Genomic DNA, 24,365 nt, shown 5'->3' on the forward strand with positions numbered 1-24,365 from the left:
AAATTTAATAAAACTATGACAGAAAATAATTTTATAATAAGCTCGATCGAAGATGAATCAGAATTAGAATTAATGATAAGTTGGGCAAAAAATGAAGGTTGGAATCCGGGTATATATGATGCAAAAACTTATTATGAGACTGATTCAAAAGGCTTTTTTTTAGGTAAATTAAATGGTGAACCCATTGGATGTATTTCTGCGGTTGCTTATGATTTAACTTTTGGTTTTTTAGGCTTTTATATTGTTAAACCAGAGTTTAGAAACCAAGGTTTTGGAATACAATTATGGAGACGAGGATTAGAATATTTAGGAGAAAGAAATATTGGCTTAGATGGAGTAGTAGCACAACAAAATAACTATAGAAAATCTGGGTTTAAAATGGCCTATAATCATGTTCGTTATCAAGGAATAGGAGGAAGCAATATATCTCATAATTTAGTAGAATTAAATAGTATTTCTTTTCAAGAACTAATTACCTATGATATGCAGTGTTTTCCAACCAATAGAGAGAAGTTTTTAACTAATTGGATTAAACAAGAAAAAAGTATTGCTTTAGGTTTAGTAAAAAATGAACAATTGCAAGGTTATGGCGTGATTCGTCCTTGTGCAAATGGTTATCGTATCGGTGCTTTATTTGCAGATAATGTTAATATTGCTGATACTATTTATCAAGGTTTAGTGGCTGATAAACAAGATTGTCCTATATTTATCGATATTCCTAGTCATAATTTATTAGCTCAAAAATTAGTTGAAAAATATAAAATGTATCCCGTTTTTGAAGCGGCAAGAATGTATAATAAAAATTTTCCTGATGTGGTAATTAATAAAATTTTTGCAGTAACAAGTTTAGAATTAGGTTAACTTATTTAAGTTATATTTTTATACAAACATATCGATCGATGTGTGTTATTGACTACTTTTTACTAACAACAAGGTTAAACGCTTCTTGTGCCGCCGCTTGTTGAGAGGCTTTTTTGGTTGCACCTTTTCCTTTACCTAAGAGTTTATCCTCTAACCACACTTCTGCGATAAATCGATCGTTTTCATCTTCTAAAATAGTATTTTGGGTAACTTTATAGGTAGGTAGGAGTTTATATTTTCCTTGAGTCCATTCCTGTAAAGCATCTTTATAATTTTGTCGTGCTGGATCGGCGTGTACTTGAGCCGCTTTTTCCTGTAAGATAGGATCAAGCCAAAATCTAACTAAGTCCATATTTTTAGTACTCTGATACAATGCACCTAATACTCCCTCAAAAGCATCTGCTAAACGAGACACTTTCCCCCATTTATCGTTTCTAACACTAGGTGTCATCAAAAGGTATAAATCGAAACCGTATTCTTCGGCTATTTCTGCTAGAAATTTATCACTCACTAAGATTGATCGAATGGCGGCAAATTCTCCCACTGGTAAATCAGGATATATTTCTAATAATAATTCAGCACTAGCTAACCTTACCACCGCATCCCCAACAAATTCTAATTGTTCGTAGTTGTTAATAGTAGAAACACTAGGATGAGTTAAGGCTAAGTCTAGTAATGACCAATCAATTCTCGATACATCTTCTATTCCCAGTCTCTGTAATAGTTTCAGTAATTCTCTTGTTCTTCTTGTGTCTTTTATCTCCATGCTATAAATAATTGATAATAGATAATTAAAAATTAACACCATAATATAAAAATGACTGACAATGCCATGTCATCCCAAGTTCCGAGTTGAGGTGTAAATTTATTCTTTTGTTGTATTTTCCTCGTTTCCTTTCTTTATCATGACAAGGGCTTGACTAACTATCTTTGAACCGTCAAGAAAGGTGTTACCATTTTCTGCGAAGTATCGTTTCCAAGCCTTTGTTCCCGTTTGACCTGCAAAAATTTGCAGTAAATGGCGCATGATAGTATTTAATTTTACTTTCCGTGATGTCCAAAAGTCAATATAAGGATATAAAGATTCGATTATTTCTTCTCTACTGGCAATTGCTTTGTCTTCTCCATAGATTTCTCGATCGACATAGGCAAATAAATAAGGGTTATCGTAAGCCGCCCTTCCAATCATTACTCCATCCACATAGTTTAAATGTTTTTTTGTTTGCTCGATCGAGGTAATACCACCATTAATTTCAATAGTGAGAGGGAAAAACTCTTGTTTAAGGCGATATACGTCTTGATAACGTAAAGGAGGAATATCTCGATTTTCCTTTGGGCTTAATCCCTGTAACCATGCTTTTCGAGCGTGGATAATAAATCGTTGGCAACCGCTATCCGCAAGGGTTTTAACAAAATATACCATGTCTTGATAGCTATCTTGATCATCAATGCCGATACGATGTTTAACCGTCACAGGAATATTAACGGCTTTTTCCATGGCTTCTATGGCTTGGGCAACTTTATGGGGGTGTGCCATTAAACAAGCTCCAAAGTTACCATTTTGTACCCTTGAGCTAGGACACCCTACGTTAAGATTAATTTCATCATAGCCCCAATCTTGCCCAATTTTGGCACATTCTGCTAATTGTTGGGGGTTATCGCCTCCTAACTGTAGGGAGACAGGTTTTTCTTCTTCCGAAAAGTCCAATAATTTTGCTCGATCGCCGTGTATAATGGCTTGAGTAGTAATCATCTCCGTATAAAGGAGAGTTTTTTTGGTCATTTTACGCATAATATACCGAAAATGTCGATCGGTATAGTCCATCATGGGGGCAACACTAATAATTGGTTGTAAAGTCACTTTTAAATCAGCAATGGAGAATTAAATTAATAGTTTTTGTAGCTATTAAACACTTCGCTTTTACCTTTATTATTAAACGCAATAACGTTAAAGGGTTGTTTTATTTTATCAGATTCCATACCCGGGCTACCAATTGGCATTCCTGCTACTGCTAATCCTTTCATCTTTGGCTTTTGACTAAGAAATCTCTTAATATCATCAGCGGGAATATGCCCTTCCATGACATAACCATTAATAATAGCTGTATGACAAGAGGCTAATTGTGATGGTAAGTTATTTTTTTGTTTGATAGCATCAATATTCTCCGTTTTTATATCAGTTACTTCAAAGCCATGTTTTTTCATGTGCGCCATCCATTGTTTACAACAACCACAAGAAGGACTATTATAAACGGTTATTTTTTTACTACCACTATAGTTAACCGTCGCCTTATCCCATACACTAAGGGTTGTGGAATTGTTGCGGTGATTTTCATGGGTTTCATGGGCATAACTTGGATTATGAGACGATAGAGTCACACTACCGATTATCCCAATAAGTGCAATCCCTGTTAATGATTTAATCAGTTTTATTTTTAACATGATAGTTTCTCTTTTTTATTCACTTATTATTTATATTTACTCAAAAAGATGAAATGAAGATGAAATGACATTTTTCAACATTTACGAGATTTATTAACTCGATATAAAAATTACTAAAACCAGATTTCTTCACTCAACTATAAATTATAAGATTAAGTACGATCGTAGGCTTTGTTGCATGGATAGATCCAAGTACTTTTGTATATAACACAGTAACATCTCTTATGCTCTCAAGATAAGATCATTGATTATGAAACAAAAATATTGTCTGAGAAAAAAGAATAATTTATGAGATTCAAATAAGAAAAGTATTAGTTTTAAAAAATAAATAACTGATTAGTGCTACTTTATAAGTAATTAAAAACTATACATTGAAAATAATCTATCAAATAATTTTGATTATATGATAAACTTATCAATAAAGAACAAAACTGTATTGTGATTTATCATAATAGATAATTTATAGAATTTGATATAGGTAAATTAAGTGAAAAATATAACTCAAAGATAGTAAAAAATCTAAGCAAAAATCATGACTAATCCAAAAATAATAACTTCTGTTACATCACAATTAAAACTTTATACTCTTCTTTCTCAACTAAAATTACCAAAAAGTTACTTGGGAAAAATAATGCTAGTTGCTTTTATCGGTACTCATATACCTTTACTATCTCTCTTTTTTTACGCTATTACCGTTACCAGTTTAACCACAGATACCAAAATAAAAGTATTAGTCGTTGCTTTAATCGCCACTTTAGTCGGTACAGGTATTACACTTTTTACTCTGCAAAAATTATTAATTCCCATTACTTTGACAGCAAAAAGTTTGCGGCAATATTTAGAAACTAATAAAATTCCCCAGTTACCTACAAAATTTAAAGATGAAGCAGGGGTTTTAATGGCAGATACCCAATACAGTATCGGTAAACTTGATGAGTTAATTCAACAGTTAAAAAATTACGACTCTTTAACAGCCTTACCTAATCGACTTCTATTTCACCGTCAACTTCAACAACTAATATCAGAGTTACCCCATTATCAAAACACTCTAGCCATCATGTTGGTAGATTTAGACGGTTTTCAGAATATTAATAATATTTTTGGCCATGAATCAGGGGATTTTGTATTACGTCATGTATCCCAAAAGTTAAGTCAACATATTACCAAAAGAGATATTTTAGCTAGAGTTAGTAGTGATGAATTTGCCTTAGTACATAGTGTTACATCTGTTGAAGGTTTAAATAGACCTCTTGCAAAATTAAATACGAGATAGGATGAACTTGAATGATCTATAATTTTGGGCGATGGGGGATAACTTAAGTATAAGATTTAATTATGAAACTTAAGAAAATAAAAAAATTAAAGCCTGAAAAGTTTAAAAGAAGATTTGGAGTAAAAAAAGAAAGTTAACCGAAGAAGAAAAAAGAAAAAAGAAAAAATAGAGAACTAAATCGACAAAGAATAGTAATTGAACATGTAAATAGAAAACTTAAAATATTTAGAATACTATCAGAAAAATATAGAAATAAAAGAAAAAGATTTAGGTTAAGATTTAACTTAATTGCGGGAATTTATAATTATGAAATAGTGGAAAAAAAGATAAGTGTTATCTGAAAATAAAACAAAAAAATCCAAGAAATTAATTTGTGTATTTTCTAGCTAGTTGAGATGGACTTTTGCTAGGGTAGAGGTATATAAGTAAAAATTATATTTAACTGTATAAACACAGTTATTTTCTTTGATTAAATTGGAGGAGATTGCTAATATTTTGTTTTATCCTATCATCTTTTTATGTTTATTATAATTTTGCAAGATGTCTAATCAATATGCTGATAAAATTCTCGATACTGTTGCGGAAAAATTAACCTTAGACAACAACGAAATTAATATTACCGCTAGTATCGGCATCGCTATTCTTGAGAATGAAAAAACCGATACTAACGAATTATTTAATCAAGCTGATATGGCTTTACGTTTGGCAAAAGAGCAAGGACGTAATACATATCGATTCTACTCGGAAGAAATGAATCAAACTCTTCTGCGTCGTTTTCAATTAGAAAGAGACTTACATCATGCGATCGAAAAAGGAGAATTACAAGTATATTATCAACCACAAATAGATATAAATAGTGGTGATATTGTCGCCGCTGAGGCATTATTAAGATGGCAACACCCCGAATATGGTTTTGTTTCCCCAGCCTTATTCATTCCCATTGCCGAATCTAGTAACTTAATTTTAGATATAAGTACATGGGTATTGAGAACTGTATGTCAGCAAAATCAAAGTTGGTTATCAGCGGGATTTCCAGAGTTATGCGTTGCTGTCAATTTATCAGGAAAACACTTTCAACAGGAAAATTTAGCAGATGAGATAAGAGATATCCTCCAAGAAACAGAGTTAAAACCGCATCAATTAGAGTTAGAAATTACAGAGGGTTTATTAATAGATGATGTACAGAAAGCCATTAATATTCTGCAACAATTACACAATTATGGTTTTTTATTAGCTTTAGACGATTTTGGTACAGGTTTTTCATCTCTAAGCTATTTGAAACGTTTTTCCTTAGATTTTCTCAAAATTGATCAGTCTTTTGTAAGAGGTATCCCCCATGATAATGATGATAATGCTATTACTCGTTCTGTAATTGCTCTTGCTCATAGCCTACAAATGAGTGTTATTGCGGAAGGAGTGGAAACCATAGAACAAGCAAACGATCTTCAAGATCATGGTTGTTATAAACTTCAAGGTTACTATTTTAGCCGCCCGATTCCAGCTCAGGATTTTACTCGTTTATGGGAAGAAAAGTTAGAAAAATATAATTAAACAACTACTGTAAATATAATTAATAAAAAAACTAATAAAAATTTTTTTATGACTTTTAATCGAAAAATAATCAACATTAACGCTACTATTAATGGTGGTTTTATTAAATGTTGTCCCTTAACAAAAAATGATATTCAACAACTGGGATTACGAGGAATTCATTGTGGTTCTGGTTTAAACTTACATACAGGTTGGCTCAATACAGATTATCTTCAAATAGGAGATCAATTTGGTAATACATCAAATATAGGAAATCTAATTGTTGTTGCTGAAAATCAATATTATTTACAACATGATCAAACTCAACCAATCCCTATTGAAGATAGTGTTTTTGATTATGCTTTTTCAGAACATTTTATTGAGCATATTACCATAGAACAAGCTATACAATGGTTGAAAGAAATCAGACGGATTCTCAAAATAGGTGGAGTTTTGCGCTTAAGTACACCTGATTTATATTTATATGTTTCTGGATATTTAGATAATACTCAGAGTTTTTATAAGCAACATTGTGATAATCTTTCTAAAATGGGATTCAAAAATCCTCCTCAACGTAAAGCATGGATGATGAACCAGATTTTTCGATTTTGGGGACATCAATGGATTTATGACTTTGACGAAATTAAAACAATAGCAGTGGCCGCCGGATTTAAGACACAAGATGTTTTAAAATATAATTTTCAACAAGGATCTATTCCCGAACTTTTTAAATTAGATCTAGCCGATCGTAGTGATGAAAGTATTTATGTTGAGATACGCAAAACCTAATCTCTTTTCTTGCTTACAAAATATTATATCTTTAAACTTGATAGTAATTGTTGATCCCATAACTGATAAGATCATGAAGAATTGATAAAAATATGGTTATAAATAAACATGATGAAATCTTATCTTTCAAAACTTTTAGCATTAGTATTAGTTATTACTATTGGTTTATTCGGTTGTGGTGAAAGTTCCACTGGTTTAACTGGCAACTATACTGACGATACCCTGAAAGTTTTACAAAGTTTAACTGTTGCGATCGAACTTCCTACCGATATTGATATTGAAACTAAAAAAGCAACTCAGGAACAAGCTCGTAAACAAATAAACGACTATGTTTCTCGTTATCGTAAAGATGCTAATTACGGTGGTTTAAAATCTTTTACTACTATGCAAACGGCTCTTAACTCTTTAGCAGGTTATTATACTTCCTATGGTAGTCGTCCCTTACCTGATAAGTTAAAAACTCGTCTTAATCAAGAGTTTAAACAAGTGGAATTTGCTCTCAAAAAAGGATACTAAATCAATTAACAATTAACAATTAATTTTAGCTTAGTAACTATTGTGACAACAAAAAAATACACACTTTTAGTCACAGTTACAGACTTTAAAAAAGATTATAATGTAATTTGTGTCAATTTTTCATAGTGATTTTATTTTTATTGTTAAATTTATCCATCAATTATTTATTAGGAGGAAAGTTGTTTGTCTAATCAATTTAACGTTGCTATTTTAGGGGCAACGGGGGCAGTTGGTACAGAAATTATTGATTTACTCATAGAGCGAAATTTCCCTGTTAAAGAATTAAAATTATTATCCTCCCCTCGTTCTTCTGGCCAAAAAATCCCTTTCAAAAATGAGTTAATCGAAGTTCAAGCTGTTGACGAAAATTCTTTTAAAGATGTTGATATAGTGTTAGCTTCCGCCGGTGGTTCAACTTCTAAGAAATGGGCAAATACGATCGTCTCATCAGGTGCTGTTATGATAGATAATTCCAGCGCTTTTCGCATGGATATGGACGTTCCCCTAGTTGTACCTGAAATCAATCCTGAAGATGCAAAAAAACATAAAGGCATCATTGCTAACCCAAATTGCACAACTATTTTAATGGGGGTTGCTATATACCCATTACATCAAATTCAACCCATTCAAAGAATAATCGTTTCAACTTATCAATCGGCAAGTGGTGCTGGTGCAAGGGCAATGGAAGAAGTAAAAATTCAAAGCCAAGCCATTTTAAATGGTGAAAATCCAGTAGCGGAAGTTTTGCCCTATCCCTTAGCTTTCAATCTTTTTCCCCATAATTCTCCCTTAATGGATAACAACTATTGTGAAGAAGAAATGAAAATGGTTAATGAAACTCGCAAGATTTTTGGGGATAATAGTTTACGTATCAGTGCTACTTGTGTTCGAGTGCCAGTGTTAAGGGCGCATTCGGAAGCAATTAATATAGAGTTTGCTCAACCTTTTTCTGTGGCAAAAGCAAGGGAAATTATCGCCCAAGCAGAAGGAGTTACATTGATGGAAGATTGGGATAAAAACTATTTTCCGATGCCCATAAATGCGACGGGAAAAGATGATGTTTTAGTCGGTAGAATTCGTCAAGATATATCCAACCCAAATAGCATAGAAATGTGGTTGTGTGGTGATCAAATTCGCAAAGGTGCTGCTTTAAATGCTGTACAAATTGCTGAGTTGTTAATTACTAAAAATTTACTTAAATCTTAAAACATTTTCCTGTAAACCTCTTAAATTGATCCCTCGAACTTGGAAACAAGGAGTCAAAATCAAGTAAAATGAATATTGTCTATTCACACATGAGTAGATTAATTTACTGTCGCCTATTTCTTATTCCCTTTATTGACAATGATGAGTGATTATATTTTTGGTAGAGTTTTAACCGCTATGGTGACACCTTTTAACGAGGATTTATCTGTTAATTATGGTGTGGCTGAAAAATTAGCTGATCATTTAGTTAATAATGGCAGTGATGGTTTAGTTATCTGCGGTACAACAGGAGAATCACCTTCTTTAGAAGATCACGAAAAATATGAGTTACTCAAGGTTGTCAAAAATGCAGTAGGCGATCGTGCTAAAATTGTCATGGGTACAGGTTCAAATTCTACTGCTAAAGCAATTGCTGATACTCAAAAGGCTGCCAAGATTGGCATTGATGGTTCATTGCAAGTGGTACCCTATTATAATAAACCACCTCAAGAGGGCTTATATCAACACTTTAGCTCGATCGCTAAATCTAGTCCTGATGTCCCAATGATGCTGTATAATATTCCGGGTAGGACAGGAAAAAATTTGGAAGCCGAAACAACCGCTCGATTAGCCCATGATTTAGATAATATCGTAGCAGTAAAAGAAGCCAGTGCAGATTTAGAACAAACTGCTAGAATAAGAATACTTACACCTTCCGATTTTTTAATTTATTCAGGAGAGGATTTTTTAACCCTACCCATGATGACAGTAGGAGGCATTGGGGTAGTGAGTGTTGCCAGTCATTTAGTCGGCAAGGAAATGCAAACCATGATAACAGCATACAAAAACGGTAATAATTCTTTAGCACAAGAAATTCAACAAAAATTATATAGTTTATTTAAGGTTATATTTTGCAATACAAATCCGATTCCCGTCAAATTTGCCCTACAATTACAAGGTTGGGATGTCGGTAACGTCAGATTACCTTTAACTCCTCTACTGGCTAATCAACAAAAGGAAGTAGAAAAAGTTTTACAGGATTTAGAATTATTATAAATAGTAAATGCAAAGAATAGTTTAATAATTGTTGCTATTTAAAATTAATAAAAAAGTTTTTCAGTTAATGAAAGAGATAGGATAAATTTATTTTTTGAGGAGGTAATAGATCATGTTAAAGTCATGATTTTTAGAAAAATAGTTAATCAATAATTTAGTTAGGATAATTGATTTATGAATTAGGAATAATTCCATTTTCCAAGAAAGAGAATTTGAAGTTAATTATAAAAGGAAGAAGATGGGTTGAGAGTAAACTATTCATCATTTTGCATCTTTGCAAAACAACTTAATCCTTAAAAATATAACACTAAACTTATTCTCTGCATCGTAAAAATTTAGTAGAAAAATAAATAGATATGTATCAAATTCAAGCTAGAAAAAGAAAAACCACAGCTTCCGAAAAACCTACAGTTATTCTTCCAGAAAGAAATAAAAATAAAAAACCGACTTTAAAAATAATTCCTCTCGGTGGTTTACATGAAATAGGAAAAAATACTTGCATCTATGAATATGAAGATGAACTTATTTTAGTTGATGCTGGTATCGGTTTCCCTACAGATGGAATGCACGGTATTAATGTTGTTTTACCTGATATGACTTATCTGAAAGAAAATCAGCACAAAATTAAAGCTATGGTAGCAACTCATGGTCACGAAGATCATATCGGTGGTATTCCTTATCATCTTAAGCAGATAGACACTCCGATTATTTATGGCCCTCGTTTGGCTATGTCTCTATTGCGTGATAAATTAGAGGAAACGGGATTACAAGATCGCACAATCATTAAATCTGTTTCACCCCGTGATGTTGTTAAAATTGGTAAACATTTTCGAGTTGAGTTTATTCGCAATACACACTCGATCGCTGATAGTTTTACCCTTGCGATTCATACTCCTATCGGTGTTTTAATTCATACGGGAGATTATAAAGTAGATCATACCCCTGTAGATGGAGAATATTTCGATTTTCACCGTTTAGCAGAATTAGGACAAGAGGGCATATTATGTTTACTGGGAGATTCGACTAACTCAGAAGTACCGGGTTTTACACCTTCGGAAAGATCCGTTTATCCCGGTTTGGAAAAGGTTTTTAACCAAGCTAAAGGACGATTGATGGTGACAACTTTTTCTACTTCTGTACATCGGATTAATATGTTGCTAGAGTTAGCGATGCAGTATAATCGTAAAGTAGGAGTAGTGGGTCGATCGATGTTAAACGTTATTGCTCATGCTCGTAATTTAGGTTACATTAAATGTCCCGATAATTTATTTGTACCGTTGCGTAATTTAGGTAGTCTACCAGAAAATGAGGTATTAATTCTCTGTACTGGTTCTCAGGGAGAAAAATTCGCCGCCATGACGAGAATTTCTAAGGGTGAACATCGTCAGGTTAAAATCCGTCCAGGTGATACTATTATTTTCTCGGCTAATCCTATTCCGGGTAATACTATTGCTGTCGTTAATACTATTGATCGACTGATGATGCAAGGCGCGAACGTAGTTTATGGTAAACAAGCGAATGTACACGTTTCTGGCCATGGTTGTCAAGAAGACCAAAAATTAATTTTATCTCTTGCTAGACCGAAATTTTTTGTACCGGTACATGGTGAGCATAGAATGTTAGTACAACACTCAAAAACTGCCCAAAGTGTTGGTATTCCTGCGGAAAATATTGTTATTATCCAAAACGGTGACACGATCGAATTAACGGCAGATAGTATTAGTAAGGGTGAAAAAGTTCCTTCGGGTATTCAATTAGTCGATACTGCTGGAGTGGTTCATGATAACGTAATGGAAGAACGTCAACGTCTAGCTGAAGATGGAGTTATTACCATTGCCGCTAGTGTTGATAATCAAGGACGTTTATTGACACAACCACAAATCAATTTACGGGGTGTTGTCTGCAAAATTGAAGTTTCAACTCTTGAGCGTATGATTATTCGTACAGTGGATAAAACCATTGGCGATCGTTTGAAAAGTAGTTTACTATTAAATGGTCATGATCAAGTCAATTGGACGAGTATTCGTATCGATGTTGAAACCAATTTAGAGCGTTTAATTCAAAGAGAATTAAATAGTGAATCTCTAGTGATTTTTATGCTACAGGTTCAAGAAAATACATCAAAAACTGTCACGAACAATAATAATGGTAATAACAATGTTACTAATATTGATAGTGAAGAAGAGGAAGAAGAAACTGACGGAAAATTTACTCGCCGTCGTCGTAAGACAACTGTTTCAGTTTAATTTGAAAATCATAGAGAAGACAGGAAAATTAAGAACGGAAAAAATTTAATTGATTATTCTTAACTTATTTTTTCTCCACTTAAAATGAATACGGGTGCGATCGCAGCAAATACTTGACTTAATCCTCTTGTTTCCAGACGATTAATGGAAGATTGCACCACCTCAATATTACAAGCTCGTGATTGAGCTAAACCTTCCGAAAGTTGATAAAGATTTTCTAAATTACTTGCCATAGCTACTACCCTTCCTTGAGAAGGTAAATAATCCCATACTTTCAATAAAATATCTTTTACAGATTTTCCCCCTCCAATGACAATTCGATCGGGTTTAGGGGTTAAATTGGTAAAACAATGAGGTGCATTTCCTTCTATTACTTCCACATTATTTACTTGAAAAAGATCACAATTTTTTTTAATTAAATTAGCAACATCAGGATCTCTTTCGATCGCAATAATTTTGGTATTAGGACATAATAATGCCATTTCGATCGAAATAGTCCCTGTACCTGCACCCACATCCCAAATAACAGAATTTTCTTCTAATCTTAATGCAGATAAAATTAGTAACCTTACTTCTTTTTTTGTCAACGGAATACCGGGTAAACGCTCAAAAAGTTCATCAGGAATACCAGAAGTTTTATATTGCCAAATCATACTTTAAAAAAAATTATTAATATATAGTTATCCTAAATCATTTTTTTAATTGTGCATTCTCCATTGTCAATTCGACCTTCTGTTATAGTTATTATTGTGAATATTATAATTTTTATAAGATAAGTTATGTTTGATGCTTTAGCAGAACGTTTAGAAGATACATGGAAAAAATTACGGGGACAAGGTAAGATAAGCTCGTCAAATATTCAAGATGCACTACAAGAAGTGAGACGAGCGTTATTAGAAGCTGATGTAAATTTTCAGGTTGTAAAGGGTTTTGTTGCAGAAGTTGAAAAAAAAGCCCTTGGTGCAGAAGTTATATCTGGAGTAAATCCCCAACAGCAGTTTATTAAAATTGTTTATGATGAATTAGTTAAGGTGATGGGAGAAAGTAATGTCCCCCTTGCTAAAGCAGAAAAATCTCCGACGGTTATTTTAATGGCAGGGTTACAAGGTGCTGGTAAAACCACTGCTACCGCTAAACTTGCTCTTTATCTCAAAAAACAACAACGAAGTTGTTTAATGGTGGCGACAGACGTATATAGACCAGCAGCGATCGATCAGTTGATTACATTAGGAAAACAAATTTCTATTCCTGTATTTGAGTTAGGAAAAGATGCAAATCCCGTAGAAATTGCCCGTCAAGGTATCGCTCAAGGTAAAGAGCAAGGTTTTGACACGGTTATTATCGATACAGCAGGGCGTTTGCAAATCGATCGAGATATGATGGCAGAATTAGCCCAAATTAAAGAAGTTGTTCAACCTCACGAAATCCTATTAGTGGTGGATTCCATGACGGGGCAAGAAGCGGCTAACGTTACCCGAACTTTCCATGAAGAAATAGGGGTAACAGGAGCGATTCTCACTAAAATGGACGGGGATAGTAGAGGGGGCGCGGCTTTATCTGTGCGTACCATTTCTGGGCAACCCATTAAATTTATTGGGGTAGGGGAAAAAGTCGAAGCCCTAGAACCCTTTTACCCCGAGCGAATGGCATCCCGTATCCTTAATATGGGGGATATTGTCACTCTTGTAGAAAAAGCACAGGAAGAATTAGACATTGCCGATGTCGAAAAAATGCAGACAAAGATGATGGAAGCTCGATTCGACTTCAACGACTTTTTAAAACAAATGCGCCTATTAAAAAATATGGGATCATTTGCAGGGGTGATGAAACTAATACCGGGGATGAACAAATTAGGTGCAGGAGCGTTAGAACAAGGAGAAGTACAACTAAAACGCACAGAATCCATGATTAACTCCATGACAAAAGAAGAAAGAGCAAATCCTCAACTTTTAGCCCAATCACCTAGCCGTCGTCGTCGAGTAGCTAAAGGTTCAGGCCATGAAGAAAAAGATATTTCCCGTCTAGTCAGCGATTTCACTCGGATGCGCACTATGATGCAACAAATGAGCATGGGAGGAGGTTTACCCGGTATGGGTGGTATGCCCGGAATGGGGGGTTTAGGAGGATTATTAGGGGGAGGTAATCGCCCCGGAAATCGAAATCAAGGCACTCCGAAAAAACCGAAAAAAGTCAAGAAAAAAAGAGGTTTTGCCGATCTTTAACCATGAGATTATCTTCGTTAAACTTTGATAATTTTACCTTTGCTCTTTAATAAATCCTAATTGTTTTTCCTCTAATAATTGAGCGATCGCATTTGATAAAAGAGTGATTAAAGTCGGGGGAAAAAGAGATAAAAAATCTTCCCGACTAAGAAGATTATTAAAAAAAAGATAACATTGAGATTGGTATTTAATGACTTCTTCAAAAGAAAGATAATTAACAATAAAAGTAGAAAAAAGAGAATGATTAGTGGGAGAAAACAAATTTCTCTGAAATTGAAAATTCAATAAATCAAGAATTAATTTTTCTTGCTCATTATGAATTTTACAAGGAGAAAAAGATGGAAGAAAATCAAAAATAGAAGAGTGAGGGTGATTTTCCTCGGAAAAACCCCATAAAAAAGCTAAAGGAATATTTGGCAACAAATGAGAAGATAATGCCTCTAAAATACTAATACCGACAAGTTTAACGGCTAAGTATAACCTAGCAATATTAAGGTTATTTTCACACCTATTAATTAACTCTTGAAAAGTTTCGATATTCGGTTCATTTTGATATTGGTGAAAAATTAATTCAGGGGAAATAAAATTAATAAATTTAGTGGTATTAACTAGGGCAAAACGATAATCTTTAACGGTATATTTAAGAGTGTCATTTAAAGAGTGATTCGTTTCGGGCAATAGTAACCATGTATTGTTAATAAAATCTGTCACATCAGAGGCAGCAAAACCACTAACATCAAGATTAGCCAATTTTACAGCCTGTTCGATCGTAATAATAATTTCTTCTGAAGTTAAATCTAAATTAAATTTTTGATTAACTTTTTCTAAACGTTTTTGAAGTTCTAAAGGAATAGTTGTATTATCATTTTTACACTGGCGAAAAGGGATAGTTAATTCAATAATTGTGACTATGCGAGTGATAACAGATAAGGGTAAATCAGATTCTAAAATTTTAGCCGCAATTAAAGCACTTAAAAACTCATTTTGTCCTTTGGATGGTAGTAAATTATCCCCTAAATTAAGATCGAAAATTTCTAAAACTATAGAAAAACAATGATCATCTTCTAATAATTTAGATTTGATATAAAAATTGTTTTCCTTTTGATAAATAAAAAGATTCAGATAAGGAGTTAAATTGAAAGGAATTATTTGATCTACTTGTAAATAAATTAAATCATGAAATAATCCTGCTAAAGTTATTAATGGATCTCCAGTATTTGATACCATCAGAATATGCTCAAAAGTATGAAAGTTACGCCATTTTCCTGACATTCCTTCAATTATTAACCCTGCTATTTTCCAGATTTTATCCTCCGTCAAAGAAAAACCTAATTCTGTGATGGCAGATTTTAATATTTGACGACACTGAAGGAGATAATCTGGTTGATTCATGAGTGTGATTTATTCTGACTTTTTGATGAAAAAGAAAGATTTTCTACTATTACATCTTTCCGATAATTTAAGAAAGAAGAATGTTTTAATTAGAATCAAAATCTGTTGTCTCTTTGCTAGAAAAAAACTATCATGAAGACAACAAGAGATAATATTTTTATTGAAAATCTACTCTTTTACATGATAAGTAATATTTGTCTATTGTTCAAATAAAATCCCTTCAAAACAACTTTCTCCTACTTCTCTTAATTCTTTTGCTACTTTTGAATCACTATCAGCTTTTTTCGTCAATTCTTTAAATTTATCGGTTGTATAGCGTTTTCTAAATTCCTTGATACTGCAATCGCAAACACTTTTGGCTGCATCCGCAGGTAATCCTTCTTTTTGCGATCGAACTAAACATTCTTGTTTATAATTACACCATGTAGAAGCATGATCAGCTTTTAAACCTTCTTTCACCAATCCTTCAACACATTGTTGCTGATCAAAAATAGGTTTTGCTGATTGGGCAAAGGATGGAGAAGATAAAAGAGAAAGTGAAAAACTGATAATAGAAAAGTTGATAAAAGTCAAAAAACGTTTAGATTTCATGGTTGATAATTTGCCTCTAATTAATTAATAAATAGCATATATGGACTAAGACGAAATATAGTAAAAAAAGTTCCATTTATTAAAAAATTAAAGGAACTAATAAAAAACAATTCAAATTAAGTAATAGAAATTAATAAAAAAATAATATTGTTATTACTGTTGTTCAATTTTAATCTCATCATTGGGAGATTCTGGCACATTATTTTCCATTTCAGTAACAGTATCAGGAATTTCTTTAATAGGAGATTCTTCAGAATTTTTGATTTCCAATTGTGATTCTAAATTCTCTTCTTTAAGTGTATTTTGTTCTTCTAATTGTCTGATATTTTCTTGTTGAATTTCTTGGATTTGTTGCTCCATTACTTGATTTCCTCGATCGAAAAATTGTTGGGAATCTTGTCCTCTCAATTGAGCCAAGGCAGGATTATTAGAAGAATTAAATACCACCACTGAAATCGGAGTAACACATACGATCGATAGCAACTTATAAGGTGTTTTCATATTCCCTCTTAGTAGTCAAATATTCCTAATACTATTATAACCTCATTCTAACTGGGAGTTTCATCTTCTGTGTCTTTTTTCTCTTAGCTTGATTAATATATGTATTTTATTTAGTTACTAATTTATTGTGAATTGTTACGTTTCTTTACAAAAAAAGCAAAAAATTGTAAAAAAATCGAGAAAAACCAGAATTTTTAATCATTTCAGCGATTAATCATGTAATATCAGATCTAGTGTTAAAAACAGTAAAACAATGAGTTGATGGCAATTTCAGCTAATTAGGATCATTAACTCTATTTTCATGACCATAACGTTAAACAATTGGAGATCAATTTATGAACAAAGGTGAATTAGTAGATGCAGTATCAGCTAAGGCTGATGTAACCAAAAAACAGGCAGATGCCGTCATTAGTGCTACCGTAGAAGCCATTATGGAAGCCGTATCTTCTGGAGATAAAGTTACTCTAGTTGGTTTTGGCTCATTTGAAAGTCGGGAGAGAAAAGCACGGGAAGGGCGTAACCCCAAAACTGGTGAAAAAATGGACATTCCGGCGACTAAAGTACCAGCTTTTTCTGCGGGTAAACTTTTCAAAGAGAGAGTTGCACCTCCTAAAGCCTAGTTTTCTGCATAATCGGCAAAGATCACTCATTTTGGGCTGATTTTTGCTCCAATTTACTATTTTTACCCTATTTGATTAGACCAACTCACGGAGGCAATGTGGATTGGGCAGTGACTCTCATTAACTGCTCCCCGTCTGCTGTGCTTGATTTTTCTGCTAGTATTAATCCTTTAGGGCCTCCGGAGAAGGCGATCGAAGCTATAATTAAAGGTATAAAAGAATTAGATCATTATCCGAACCCTGATTATCCTCAATTTCGTCTAGGGATTGCAAAACACCACCAAATAGATCAAGATTTGGTATTGCCTAGTAATGGGGCGGCGGAGTTATTAACATGGATAGCATGGGAAGCCCATGATTTAGAAGGAGTTATGCTTCCTTCTCCTTGTTTTGCCGACTATAGACGAGCATTAAACACTTTCAATATTCCTTGTAAATTCTATGATTTAGAACAATTAGAAACGGGATTAAGTAAGGGTTACAATGGGGCTTTACTAATTAATAATCCCCATAATCCCACGGGTAAACTTTGGCAGAAAAAGACACTGTTACCCTATTTACAAAAATTTCGTCTCGTAATTATTGATGAAGCCTTTATGGACTTTTTACTACCTAATGAGCAAGAAAGTTTAATTGATGTGGTAGAGGATCATGATAATTTAATTATATTACGATCGTTAACAAAATTTTACAGTTTGCCCGGACTTAGAATTGGTTATGGAGTGAGTAACCCTGATAGAATTAGAAAATGGCAAAAATGGCGAGATCCTTGGAGCGTCAATAACTTAGCCGCTATAGCAGGAGTAAAAGCCTTGAGTGACTTTGAGTTTCAGCAAAAAACATGGCAATGGTTAAAGCCAACACGGCAAAAACTAAGGGATGATTTGTCCCAAATTGAAGGGTTAAAACCCCTCCCTAGTAGTGCTAACTTTATGTTGGTAGAAACTAGAATTCCCAGTTCACAACTTCAGTTAGAATTACTCAAGCGAGAACAAATTTTGATTCGTGACTGTCTTAGTTTTCCCGAATTAGGAGAAAAATATTTTCGTGTTGCGGTGAAAAAACAAGAAGATAACCGCAAGTTAACTACGACTTTAGCAGATATATTAACTCCACAAATTTAAAGACACGATCGAGTTTATATCTGACAAGTTTATTAAGTAATAAGAAAAGTAACAGGTTTTAGGTAATTATTCCTAATCCCGCCTTTCAAGTTATTAATTAATCGTTATCCCAATTTTCACAGGCAATTAAATCTCCAATTTGATCTCTTAGTAGATAATCGCATTTTTCTAATTCACATTCTACACATACCCATTCCCGAGCGGGGATATATTGGCATAAAATATAAATTGGTTGATGACGGCTAACAGTGCCTTTATCCACTAAATGACGTACTTCATCTTTAATCATCTCAATGGAGTAATCCTGTGCAGTTTTCTCTAATGTTTTCATCTGCTTTTCCCCATAAACTTTATTTGGTTATACTCAATATAGTCTAACTCATAGCGATCGTAAAGGACTGCTTAATGTATCTTTAACTACATATTTATCAAAAAGTCTCAGTAATAACCCTTAAACTGCAAGGGTTTCTGTTAATTTTGTTACAAAAAATCACCTTTCTTTATGTCATGATCTGTTGACAAGTTAAAAAGATATTGACAGGTTAACTCTTGAGCTTCGGACATTTGTCCATAAGTAAACACCCAAGGAGTATTTTTCTTGAGGCGTGGTAAAAACCAATCTAAAATATAAGGACTGCCATAGATAACTATACCAACAACTCGATCGAGCTTTAATAATTTTTCATAAAAAACCTTAGCGGAATCTGTTAAACCGCCGTTACCCAAGAAAGGATTACCTCGAATAAAGGCTTGTAAAAGAATATCTTGATCATCGTATTGAGCTAAATGTAAATTCCGTTGATCAAAAATTTGGGTTTGATAGCCGTAACTTTCAGGAATGGTAATAGCTGGAGTTTGTCGATGGAGAAAATCACAATTTAATAAATCCTGCACTACTACTAAATTTATTCCCTTATCCTTAGCTTTCATCGGGAATTGACCACCATAACTCATGCTTTTGACTAAAATTTCATTTACCGTCGATCGAGCTTCTGGAGGGCTAATAATATCTATATGGGGCATTTGAAAAGATAACTTACTTTTCGCTTCAATAATTCTTGTTAAACTCTGATCTATTCTTGCCTCCGATAAAATGCCATCATGAATAGCTTTTTCGATGGAATTTACTGCAACTTCGGGGTTTTCGGGCATTAAAAGAATATCCGCACCTGCTTGAATCGCTTTAACAGCAATTTCTTCTTGAGTAGCATATTTTGCCACTCCTCCCATAATCAAAGCATCAGTAACAATCAAACCAGAAAAATTCATTTTCTCCCGTAGAAGTTGAGTTAATATGGAGAAGGATAAAGTAGCCGGATTAATACCATCAAATGCAGAAACTAATAAGTGTGCCGTCATGATACTATCAACTCCTTCAGTGATAGCTTGTTGAAATGGTAATAACTCAATTTCTCCTAACCGCTCTAAATTATGGTTAACTTGAGGTAAATGTAAATGAGAATCGGTGGTAGTGTCACCATGCCCGGGAAAATGTTTAGCGGTGGTTAAAACAGGGTATGATTGACAACCCTTAATAAAAGAGGTGGCTAAATCTGAGACTACTTGGGGATTATCTCCAAAAGAGCGAACATTGATCACAGGATTATCCGGATTATTATTAACATCAGTGATAGGTGCTAAAATCCAGTTGATACCAATGGCTAAAGCCTCTTTAGCCGTAATATTTCCCATGTCTTGAGCATATTTTTGAGCTAAAGAAAGGTTATCTAAGGCAATTTTTGATAATGCCATTGGTGGAGGAAACCAGGTTGCACCAGTAAATCTTTGCCCGACTCCTTCCTCAATATCGGCGGCAATCAAAAGAGGCGTTTTTGCCCATGATTGTAATTGTTGAGTGCGATAGGCTATTTCGGCACAGCTACCACCTAATAGAATAACTCCCCCAAGATTTAATTCTTGTAGCCATTTTTTGAGTTGAGATTGGGTGGCTTCCCAAGCAGGGTAACGAATTTGATGATCAAATATATAACCTGTTGTACGCACAACGATTAATTGTCCTATTTTTTCTCTCAGAGACAACTTTTTTGTTAATTTTTCCCTATTATCAATATTCATTATTTAGCTGTAATAAACTTTATAGTTTCACTTATATAACTTAAGTATTCAGGGGATTTTATATCAGAGTTTAAATAGTTTAACTCGATCGCGACTCTTTTTACTATTCGATCGATGCTAGAATGAGATCTATATTTAGATATTTCTGTGACAAAATTAACGATCGCTTCAGCATATAATTCAGGACGATGATCCGTTTCTAATATTTTCTTTCCTTTGCGTCCCATTTGTTGATAGTGGCTTGGATTGTCGAGAAATCCTTGTAAATGTTTATGAATATCCTCTATTTCTCGATCGTGTCTTACAAAAGCAACAGCAGAGGAGTTTAAATTACTATACCAACCGATTTTCGTCACGAGGGAAGGCAAACTATGATTCCAAAGACGCATTTGACTGCCTGATGCTTCTCCCATAGTTGGATAACGTAGATTAATCCCTAAATCAGAATTAGACAAGGCAAAATCTAACTCTTCGTCGGAAACAAAACCATGAATAGTGACTAAATTTTCTAAATCTAATATTTGGATTTGTTCTCTAATATAATTTTCATCCCATAATTGTCCATAAATATTTAATCGAAAACTATCTTTTTGTTTAAACTGAGATAAAGCCTGTAAAACAGTTTCTAAACGGCGATTTTTTCCGATAAAACCAAACATAATTAATTTATAAGGTTTCTGTTGTTGTTTTTGATCAAGATTACTTTCACATCGATCGTTGATGTAAGGTAAGGGAGTATAACCGATTAACCATTGATTTTCTTGAGAAAGGGAAAGATAAACTTCTCGATTGTGGGTAATAACTCCTAACGCATTTTCTAAAGCCAAGGAGGTAAGAGGATAATTTTCTGTCATAAATTCCATAGAATGATACTCATTAAGAAATAGTCGTGCACTTTCTCCTCCTTCTTGTCCATAAGTTTTTTTCATTTGTTGAATATAATCATTTTTATCGGGATAAAACATATAAAAAAAATCTTGTAACTTTTGATCATGAAGAATAACTATTCCGGGAAATAGTTGGGCAACTTGCCATATTTCGCCATGAAAACTAGCATTATTTCCTAAATTGTAAATATTGACATCTCCTTGATTTAATTCAAACCAGGGCATTTGTTCTAATTTATATTGTTTAACAGAAGTATATTTTTCTAGTTCCTCATCCCATTTTTGTTGATTTGTCCAGAGGGTTACTTCTACTTTTTCTTGTAGGTAAGGAAGGAGTGTTTTTGTATAATTTGCTATTTCCGTATTGGCAGGAGGTAGAGGAGAAAACCAATTTATTTTCATATAAGTATTTGGACAGAATTAATTAAATTGTTGTACCTGTCTTTTAGTATTTTTACATTGAACTCACGGTATAACTAAGTAACTATGCTTGTTAATTTTTGGACGACATTTGACCAAGTAATATTCATTGACTCATAATGTTTTTTCCCATTTTTACCCATAATCTTCGATCGAGTACGATCATCCCACAATTGATCCATTGCCTCGGCGAGGGATAAGGGATTTGGTTCAACAATAATGCCTGTTTCTTGATTAATCAAAAATTCTAAAGGGCCTCCAGAGTCACTACAACTAATCACAGGTTTTGAGGATAACATTGCTTCTAGGGTGACATAACCATAATCTTCGTCAAAGGGCGGATATATTACGGCAAGACATTCGGCATAATATTTTAATTTTTCTTCTTCGGAAATTTTACCTAAAAATATGACTCGATCGAATATACCTAGTTTTTCTGCAATTTCTTTTAAATCTCGATCGTATTTTCCATCATCGGAACTTCCAGCAAAAATAACTTTAACGGAATGATGAGTTTTAGCGATGGCTTCTAATACTAACTCTTGCCTTTTAATTTTAGTCAAACGACTGGGAAAAAAGAAATAACTTTGGGGATTTTGGGTGTGAAATCGATCGGCATTTTTGGGAGGATGATAAAGAGGAATAGAGTCCACGTTATTAAATTTTTTTAATCTCTTAGCCACATTTTGAGAATTGGCATAAATTTGACGACATTCCGCAAAAGCATTGTTATCTCCATTAATAATTGTCGCTCGAAATTGTTGCCCATCAGGATTATGAGCTAAACCACAAACAGGATTATTCCATAAATCATAAGCATCTCGATGTTGATGTAACAACCAAAGTACTTTATTTGGATGAGGAGTTAAATAAGCTGGAAATTTCAAGGGAATAATAAGATCGATTTTTTGTCCACAAGATTCCGTCACATCTAAAAGACGAAACATCAACATCGTGTCTAAAATTCTTTGATTTGGATAAGTTTTAAAGGGAATAGTAACTAATTCGGTTTCGTGTCCAAAATCTCTTAATGCTTTTACCAATGAATCTCCATGAATTTCTGCACCCCCCATAATGAAAGGTGCATTAACAGATACAACTAAAATTTTCACGGTTTATATCCTATGACAGCATAATCTTGAGAACAATAAAAGTATTCATTAAATCGATCAGCTAATTCTCCTCCTTCTATTTTTTGATCTGAGATAGGATGGAGATTAATTATTTCAACATTAATAAATCCGATCGATTCTACCAAAAATTTGACCATTGCACTAGGTAAAGGATTACGATGGGTAGGATCAATATAAAAATTGCGACTTCCTACTAGAACATTATCAGGATTTGGTGTTTCAAAAATAACTAATCCACCGGATTTCAATACTCGCAAACTTTGGGCTAATAATTCCCACAAAATATTAAACGGTAAATGTTCTATGAGATGAAATCCCGTAATTAAGCTCAAACTTTCTACAGATAAAGATTTTAAATAATCGAGACAATCTTGATTAATTACATCTAAGTTTCTACCACAACATTCATTTACCATTACTTCATTGAGATCAATACCTTTTGCATTATATCCAAGCTCTTTTAATACTTCTAACCATTCTCCCCTTCCACATCCAATATCTAAAATTTGAGACTCGACACTGTCAATATTTAATCCTTGTAGTAAAGATAAATAATCTTTTTTTTGCTGTTCTTTAATAGCTTCTCTTTTACCTCTAAATTTATTTTCTAAAGCTAGGTAAAAACTATCTAAATAATTATTTTTTCTCTCTATAAATTCTTTGATTGGCTTATTTAATATTTCTGTATTTTGAGAGTCTAATAATTGATTTAAAAATAAATTTATTAACAGTTTTTGTTGAGTTAAATCTCCTTGAAAATATATACTTTTATAAAATAAATCTTCTTGTTTTTGTGTTAAATAATTAATTCGATCGATATATTTATTATCTAAAGTATTAATTTTATTTTTTAAGTCTAAATTAATAAATTTAACAGTATTTAACTCCTCTTGAGAGTTTAAATTAATAGCTTTAATTTGTTCTAAAAACATTTGATTCAGTTTAACAGATTCTTCTAAAGCCTTTAAAATATTATAATTAACTTCTCTTTGATCTTTAAATAAAAGTTTTAAAATTTTAAAAAAAATAATGGCTAAAGGTTGTAATAATGTAAAAGGAAATTTATTTAATGAATTAGGCCAACTATTTCTTATTTCTGCCCTTGATTTAGCTGTTTCAATAAAACCTTGAAAATACTTAATTTGTTCTTGTATAGTTATCCATAAGGGATGTTCTTCAGAATATAATTTTTCTTGAGTTTGTATAGATTCTATCTCAGAAATAATTTTCTCTTTAATTTTTTTTGTATTAATATTTGGTACATTAATTTCTAGCATAAGCAATTTTTGGAGATTTGAATAATTTTTAAGTTAATTCTTAACAATGCTCCCTATCTTAATCAATAATTTTATATCGAACTGAGGTGAACTTAGGTAAAGTTAGATCTGTTTTAGCTTAACAAAAAAATCCCCTGTTTTGAATAATTAGGGGATTAAAAAAAATACGATCGCAGGATTTAGAACTAAAATGCAGATTTAACCAAATTTTACTGATGAATATT

Annotated in this window: 23 protein-coding genes and 1 pseudogene; 12 read left to right on the forward strand and 12 right to left on the reverse strand. The window is 33.0% G+C overall.

What is annotated here, in order from left to right; all coding sequences use genetic code 11:
• The first annotated feature begins 15 nt into the window (after positions 1-15).
• The gene (locus GM3709_RS02310) at positions 16-861 is read left to right on the forward strand and encodes a GNAT family N-acetyltransferase (protein WP_066115898.1); all 846 of its coding nucleotides are present in this window, start codon (positions 16-18) and stop codon (positions 859-861) included.
• Positions 862-913: 52 nt separating this feature from the next.
• Here the strand turns inward: GM3709_RS02310 and rnc are convergent, their stop codons facing one another.
• From rnc to GM3709_RS02325, 3 genes are all read right to left on the reverse strand, one after another.
• The gene (rnc, locus tag GM3709_RS02315) at positions 914-1,627 is read right to left on the reverse strand and encodes a ribonuclease III (protein WP_066115899.1); all 714 of its coding nucleotides are present in this window, start codon (positions 1,625-1,627) and stop codon (positions 914-916) included.
• 99 nt (positions 1,628-1,726) lie between these two features.
• Positions 1,727-2,722 carry a tRNA dihydrouridine(20/20a) synthase DusA gene (gene dusA / locus GM3709_RS02320; protein WP_255359681.1) on the reverse strand — a complete coding sequence of 332 codons (996 nt, stop codon included), beginning with the start codon at positions 2,720-2,722 and terminating at the stop codon, positions 1,727-1,729.
• Positions 2,723-2,748: 26 nt separating this feature from the next.
• Positions 2,749-3,303, reverse strand: a complete 555-nt coding sequence (locus GM3709_RS02325; RefSeq protein WP_066115901.1) for a DUF411 domain-containing protein — start codon at positions 3,301-3,303, stop codon at positions 2,749-2,751.
• A gap of 532 nt (positions 3,304-3,835) precedes the next feature.
• Here GM3709_RS02325 and GM3709_RS02330 point away from each other — a divergent pair.
• The 8 genes and pseudogenes from GM3709_RS02330 (at position 3,836) to GM3709_RS02360 (ending at position 11,898) form a co-directional block, all read left to right on the forward strand.
• The gene (locus GM3709_RS02330) at positions 3,836-4,576 is read left to right on the forward strand and encodes a diguanylate cyclase (protein WP_066115903.1); all 741 of its coding nucleotides are present in this window, start codon (positions 3,836-3,838) and stop codon (positions 4,574-4,576) included.
• A 146-nt stretch (positions 4,577-4,722) separates the two neighbouring features.
• A pseudogene (locus GM3709_RS20025) lies at positions 4,723-4,917 on the forward strand (transposase); the annotation flags it as partial.
• Positions 4,918-5,116: 199 nt separating this feature from the next.
• Positions 5,117-6,127, forward strand: a complete 1,011-nt coding sequence (locus GM3709_RS02335; protein ID WP_066115905.1) for a bifunctional diguanylate cyclase/phosphodiesterase — start codon at positions 5,117-5,119, stop codon at positions 6,125-6,127.
• Positions 6,128-6,175: 48 nt separating this feature from the next.
• Positions 6,176-6,895, forward strand: coding sequence for a methyltransferase domain-containing protein (locus GM3709_RS02340; protein ID WP_066115907.1), 720 nt, complete (start codon positions 6,176-6,178; stop codon positions 6,893-6,895).
• Positions 6,896-7,003: 108 nt separating this feature from the next.
• Positions 7,004-7,411, forward strand: a complete 408-nt coding sequence (psb27, locus tag GM3709_RS02345) for a photosystem II protein Psb27 (RefSeq protein ID WP_066115910.1) — start codon at positions 7,004-7,006, stop codon at positions 7,409-7,411.
• 183 nt (positions 7,412-7,594) lie between these two features.
• Complete coding sequence (locus GM3709_RS02350) at positions 7,595-8,617, forward strand: aspartate-semialdehyde dehydrogenase (protein ID WP_066115912.1); 1,023 nt, start codon at positions 7,595-7,597, stop codon at positions 8,615-8,617.
• Between the two features lie 141 nt (positions 8,618-8,758).
• A complete protein-coding gene (gene dapA / locus GM3709_RS02355; protein ID WP_066115914.1) occupies positions 8,759-9,652 on the forward strand; it encodes a 4-hydroxy-tetrahydrodipicolinate synthase in 894 nt (297 codons plus the stop codon).
• Positions 9,653-10,008: 356 nt separating this feature from the next.
• A complete protein-coding gene (locus GM3709_RS02360) occupies positions 10,009-11,898 on the forward strand; it encodes a ribonuclease J (RefSeq protein WP_066115916.1) in 1,890 nt (629 codons plus the stop codon).
• Positions 11,899-11,957: 59 nt separating this feature from the next.
• On the opposite strand, the gene cbiT is transcribed toward GM3709_RS02360, so the two are convergent.
• On the reverse strand, positions 11,958-12,551 hold the full coding sequence (gene cbiT / locus GM3709_RS02365) for a precorrin-6Y C5,15-methyltransferase subunit CbiT (RefSeq protein WP_066115918.1): 594 nt from the start codon (positions 12,549-12,551) through the stop codon (positions 11,958-11,960).
• Between the two features lie 126 nt (positions 12,552-12,677).
• Here cbiT and ffh point away from each other — a divergent pair, with 126 nt between their 5' ends.
• Positions 12,678-14,120, forward strand: coding sequence for a signal recognition particle protein (gene ffh / locus GM3709_RS02370; RefSeq protein ID WP_066115920.1), 1,443 nt, complete (start codon positions 12,678-12,680; stop codon positions 14,118-14,120).
• A gap of 33 nt (positions 14,121-14,153) precedes the next feature.
• Here the strand turns inward: ffh and GM3709_RS02375 are convergent, their stop codons facing one another.
• The 3 genes from GM3709_RS02375 to GM3709_RS02385 form a co-directional block, all read right to left on the reverse strand.
• Positions 14,154-15,512 (reverse strand): hypothetical protein, encoded by a 1,359-nt coding sequence (locus tag GM3709_RS02375; RefSeq protein WP_066115922.1) that lies wholly within the window; start codon positions 15,510-15,512, stop codon positions 14,154-14,156.
• A 198-nt stretch (positions 15,513-15,710) separates the two neighbouring features.
• Positions 15,711-16,103 carry a hypothetical protein gene (locus GM3709_RS02380; protein WP_066115924.1) on the reverse strand — a complete coding sequence of 131 codons (393 nt, stop codon included), beginning with the start codon at positions 16,101-16,103 and terminating at the stop codon, positions 15,711-15,713.
• A 153-nt stretch (positions 16,104-16,256) separates the two neighbouring features.
• Positions 16,257-16,604: a hypothetical protein gene (locus tag GM3709_RS02385; RefSeq protein ID WP_066115926.1), complete on the reverse strand. Its 348-nt coding sequence runs from the start codon at positions 16,602-16,604 to the stop codon at positions 16,257-16,259.
• 335 nt (positions 16,605-16,939) lie between these two features.
• On the opposite strand from GM3709_RS02385, the gene GM3709_RS02390 reads away from it, so the two are divergent.
• Together GM3709_RS02390 and cobD are read left to right on the forward strand one after the other, a co-directional pair.
• The gene (locus tag GM3709_RS02390; RefSeq protein WP_017295372.1) at positions 16,940-17,224 is read left to right on the forward strand and encodes an HU family DNA-binding protein; all 285 of its coding nucleotides are present in this window, start codon (positions 16,940-16,942) and stop codon (positions 17,222-17,224) included.
• Positions 17,225-17,295: 71 nt separating this feature from the next.
• Positions 17,296-18,348, forward strand: a complete 1,053-nt coding sequence (gene cobD / locus GM3709_RS02395) for a threonine-phosphate decarboxylase CobD (RefSeq protein ID WP_066115929.1) — start codon at positions 17,296-17,298, stop codon at positions 18,346-18,348.
• Between the two features lie 97 nt (positions 18,349-18,445).
• Here cobD and GM3709_RS02400 read toward each other — a convergent pair whose 3' ends face one another.
• The 5 genes from GM3709_RS02400 to GM3709_RS02420 all read right to left on the reverse strand — a co-directional run bounded on the left by GM3709_RS02400 (position 18,446) and on the right by GM3709_RS02420 (position 24,141).
• Positions 18,446-18,679: a DUF4327 family protein gene (locus GM3709_RS02400; protein WP_066115931.1), complete on the reverse strand. Its 234-nt coding sequence runs from the start codon at positions 18,677-18,679 to the stop codon at positions 18,446-18,448.
• Between the two features lie 149 nt (positions 18,680-18,828).
• On the reverse strand, positions 18,829-20,424 hold the full coding sequence (locus GM3709_RS02405; protein ID WP_066115933.1) for a glycoside hydrolase family 3 N-terminal domain-containing protein: 1,596 nt from the start codon (positions 20,422-20,424) through the stop codon (positions 18,829-18,831).
• On the reverse strand, positions 20,424-21,713 hold the full coding sequence (locus GM3709_RS02410; RefSeq protein ID WP_066115935.1) for a glycosyltransferase: 1,290 nt from the start codon (positions 21,711-21,713) through the stop codon (positions 20,424-20,426). The genes GM3709_RS02405 and GM3709_RS02410 overlap by 1 nt, the downstream gene beginning before the upstream one ends.
• Positions 21,714-21,787: 74 nt before the next feature.
• Positions 21,788-22,843: a glycosyltransferase family 4 protein gene (locus GM3709_RS02415; RefSeq protein ID WP_066115937.1), complete on the reverse strand. Its 1,056-nt coding sequence runs from the start codon at positions 22,841-22,843 to the stop codon at positions 21,788-21,790.
• On the reverse strand, positions 22,840-24,141 hold the full coding sequence (locus GM3709_RS02420; RefSeq protein ID WP_066115939.1) for a bifunctional 2-polyprenyl-6-hydroxyphenol methylase/3-demethylubiquinol 3-O-methyltransferase UbiG: 1,302 nt from the start codon (positions 24,139-24,141) through the stop codon (positions 22,840-22,842). Before GM3709_RS02420 ends, GM3709_RS02415 begins: the two co-directional genes overlap by 4 nt.
• Between the last annotated feature and the right edge of the window lie 224 nt (positions 24,142-24,365).

It is taken from the genome of Geminocystis sp. NIES-3709, assembly GCF_001548115.1.
In the GTDB taxonomy this organism is placed as follows: Bacteria; Cyanobacteriota; Cyanobacteriia; order Cyanobacteriales; family Cyanobacteriaceae; genus Geminocystis.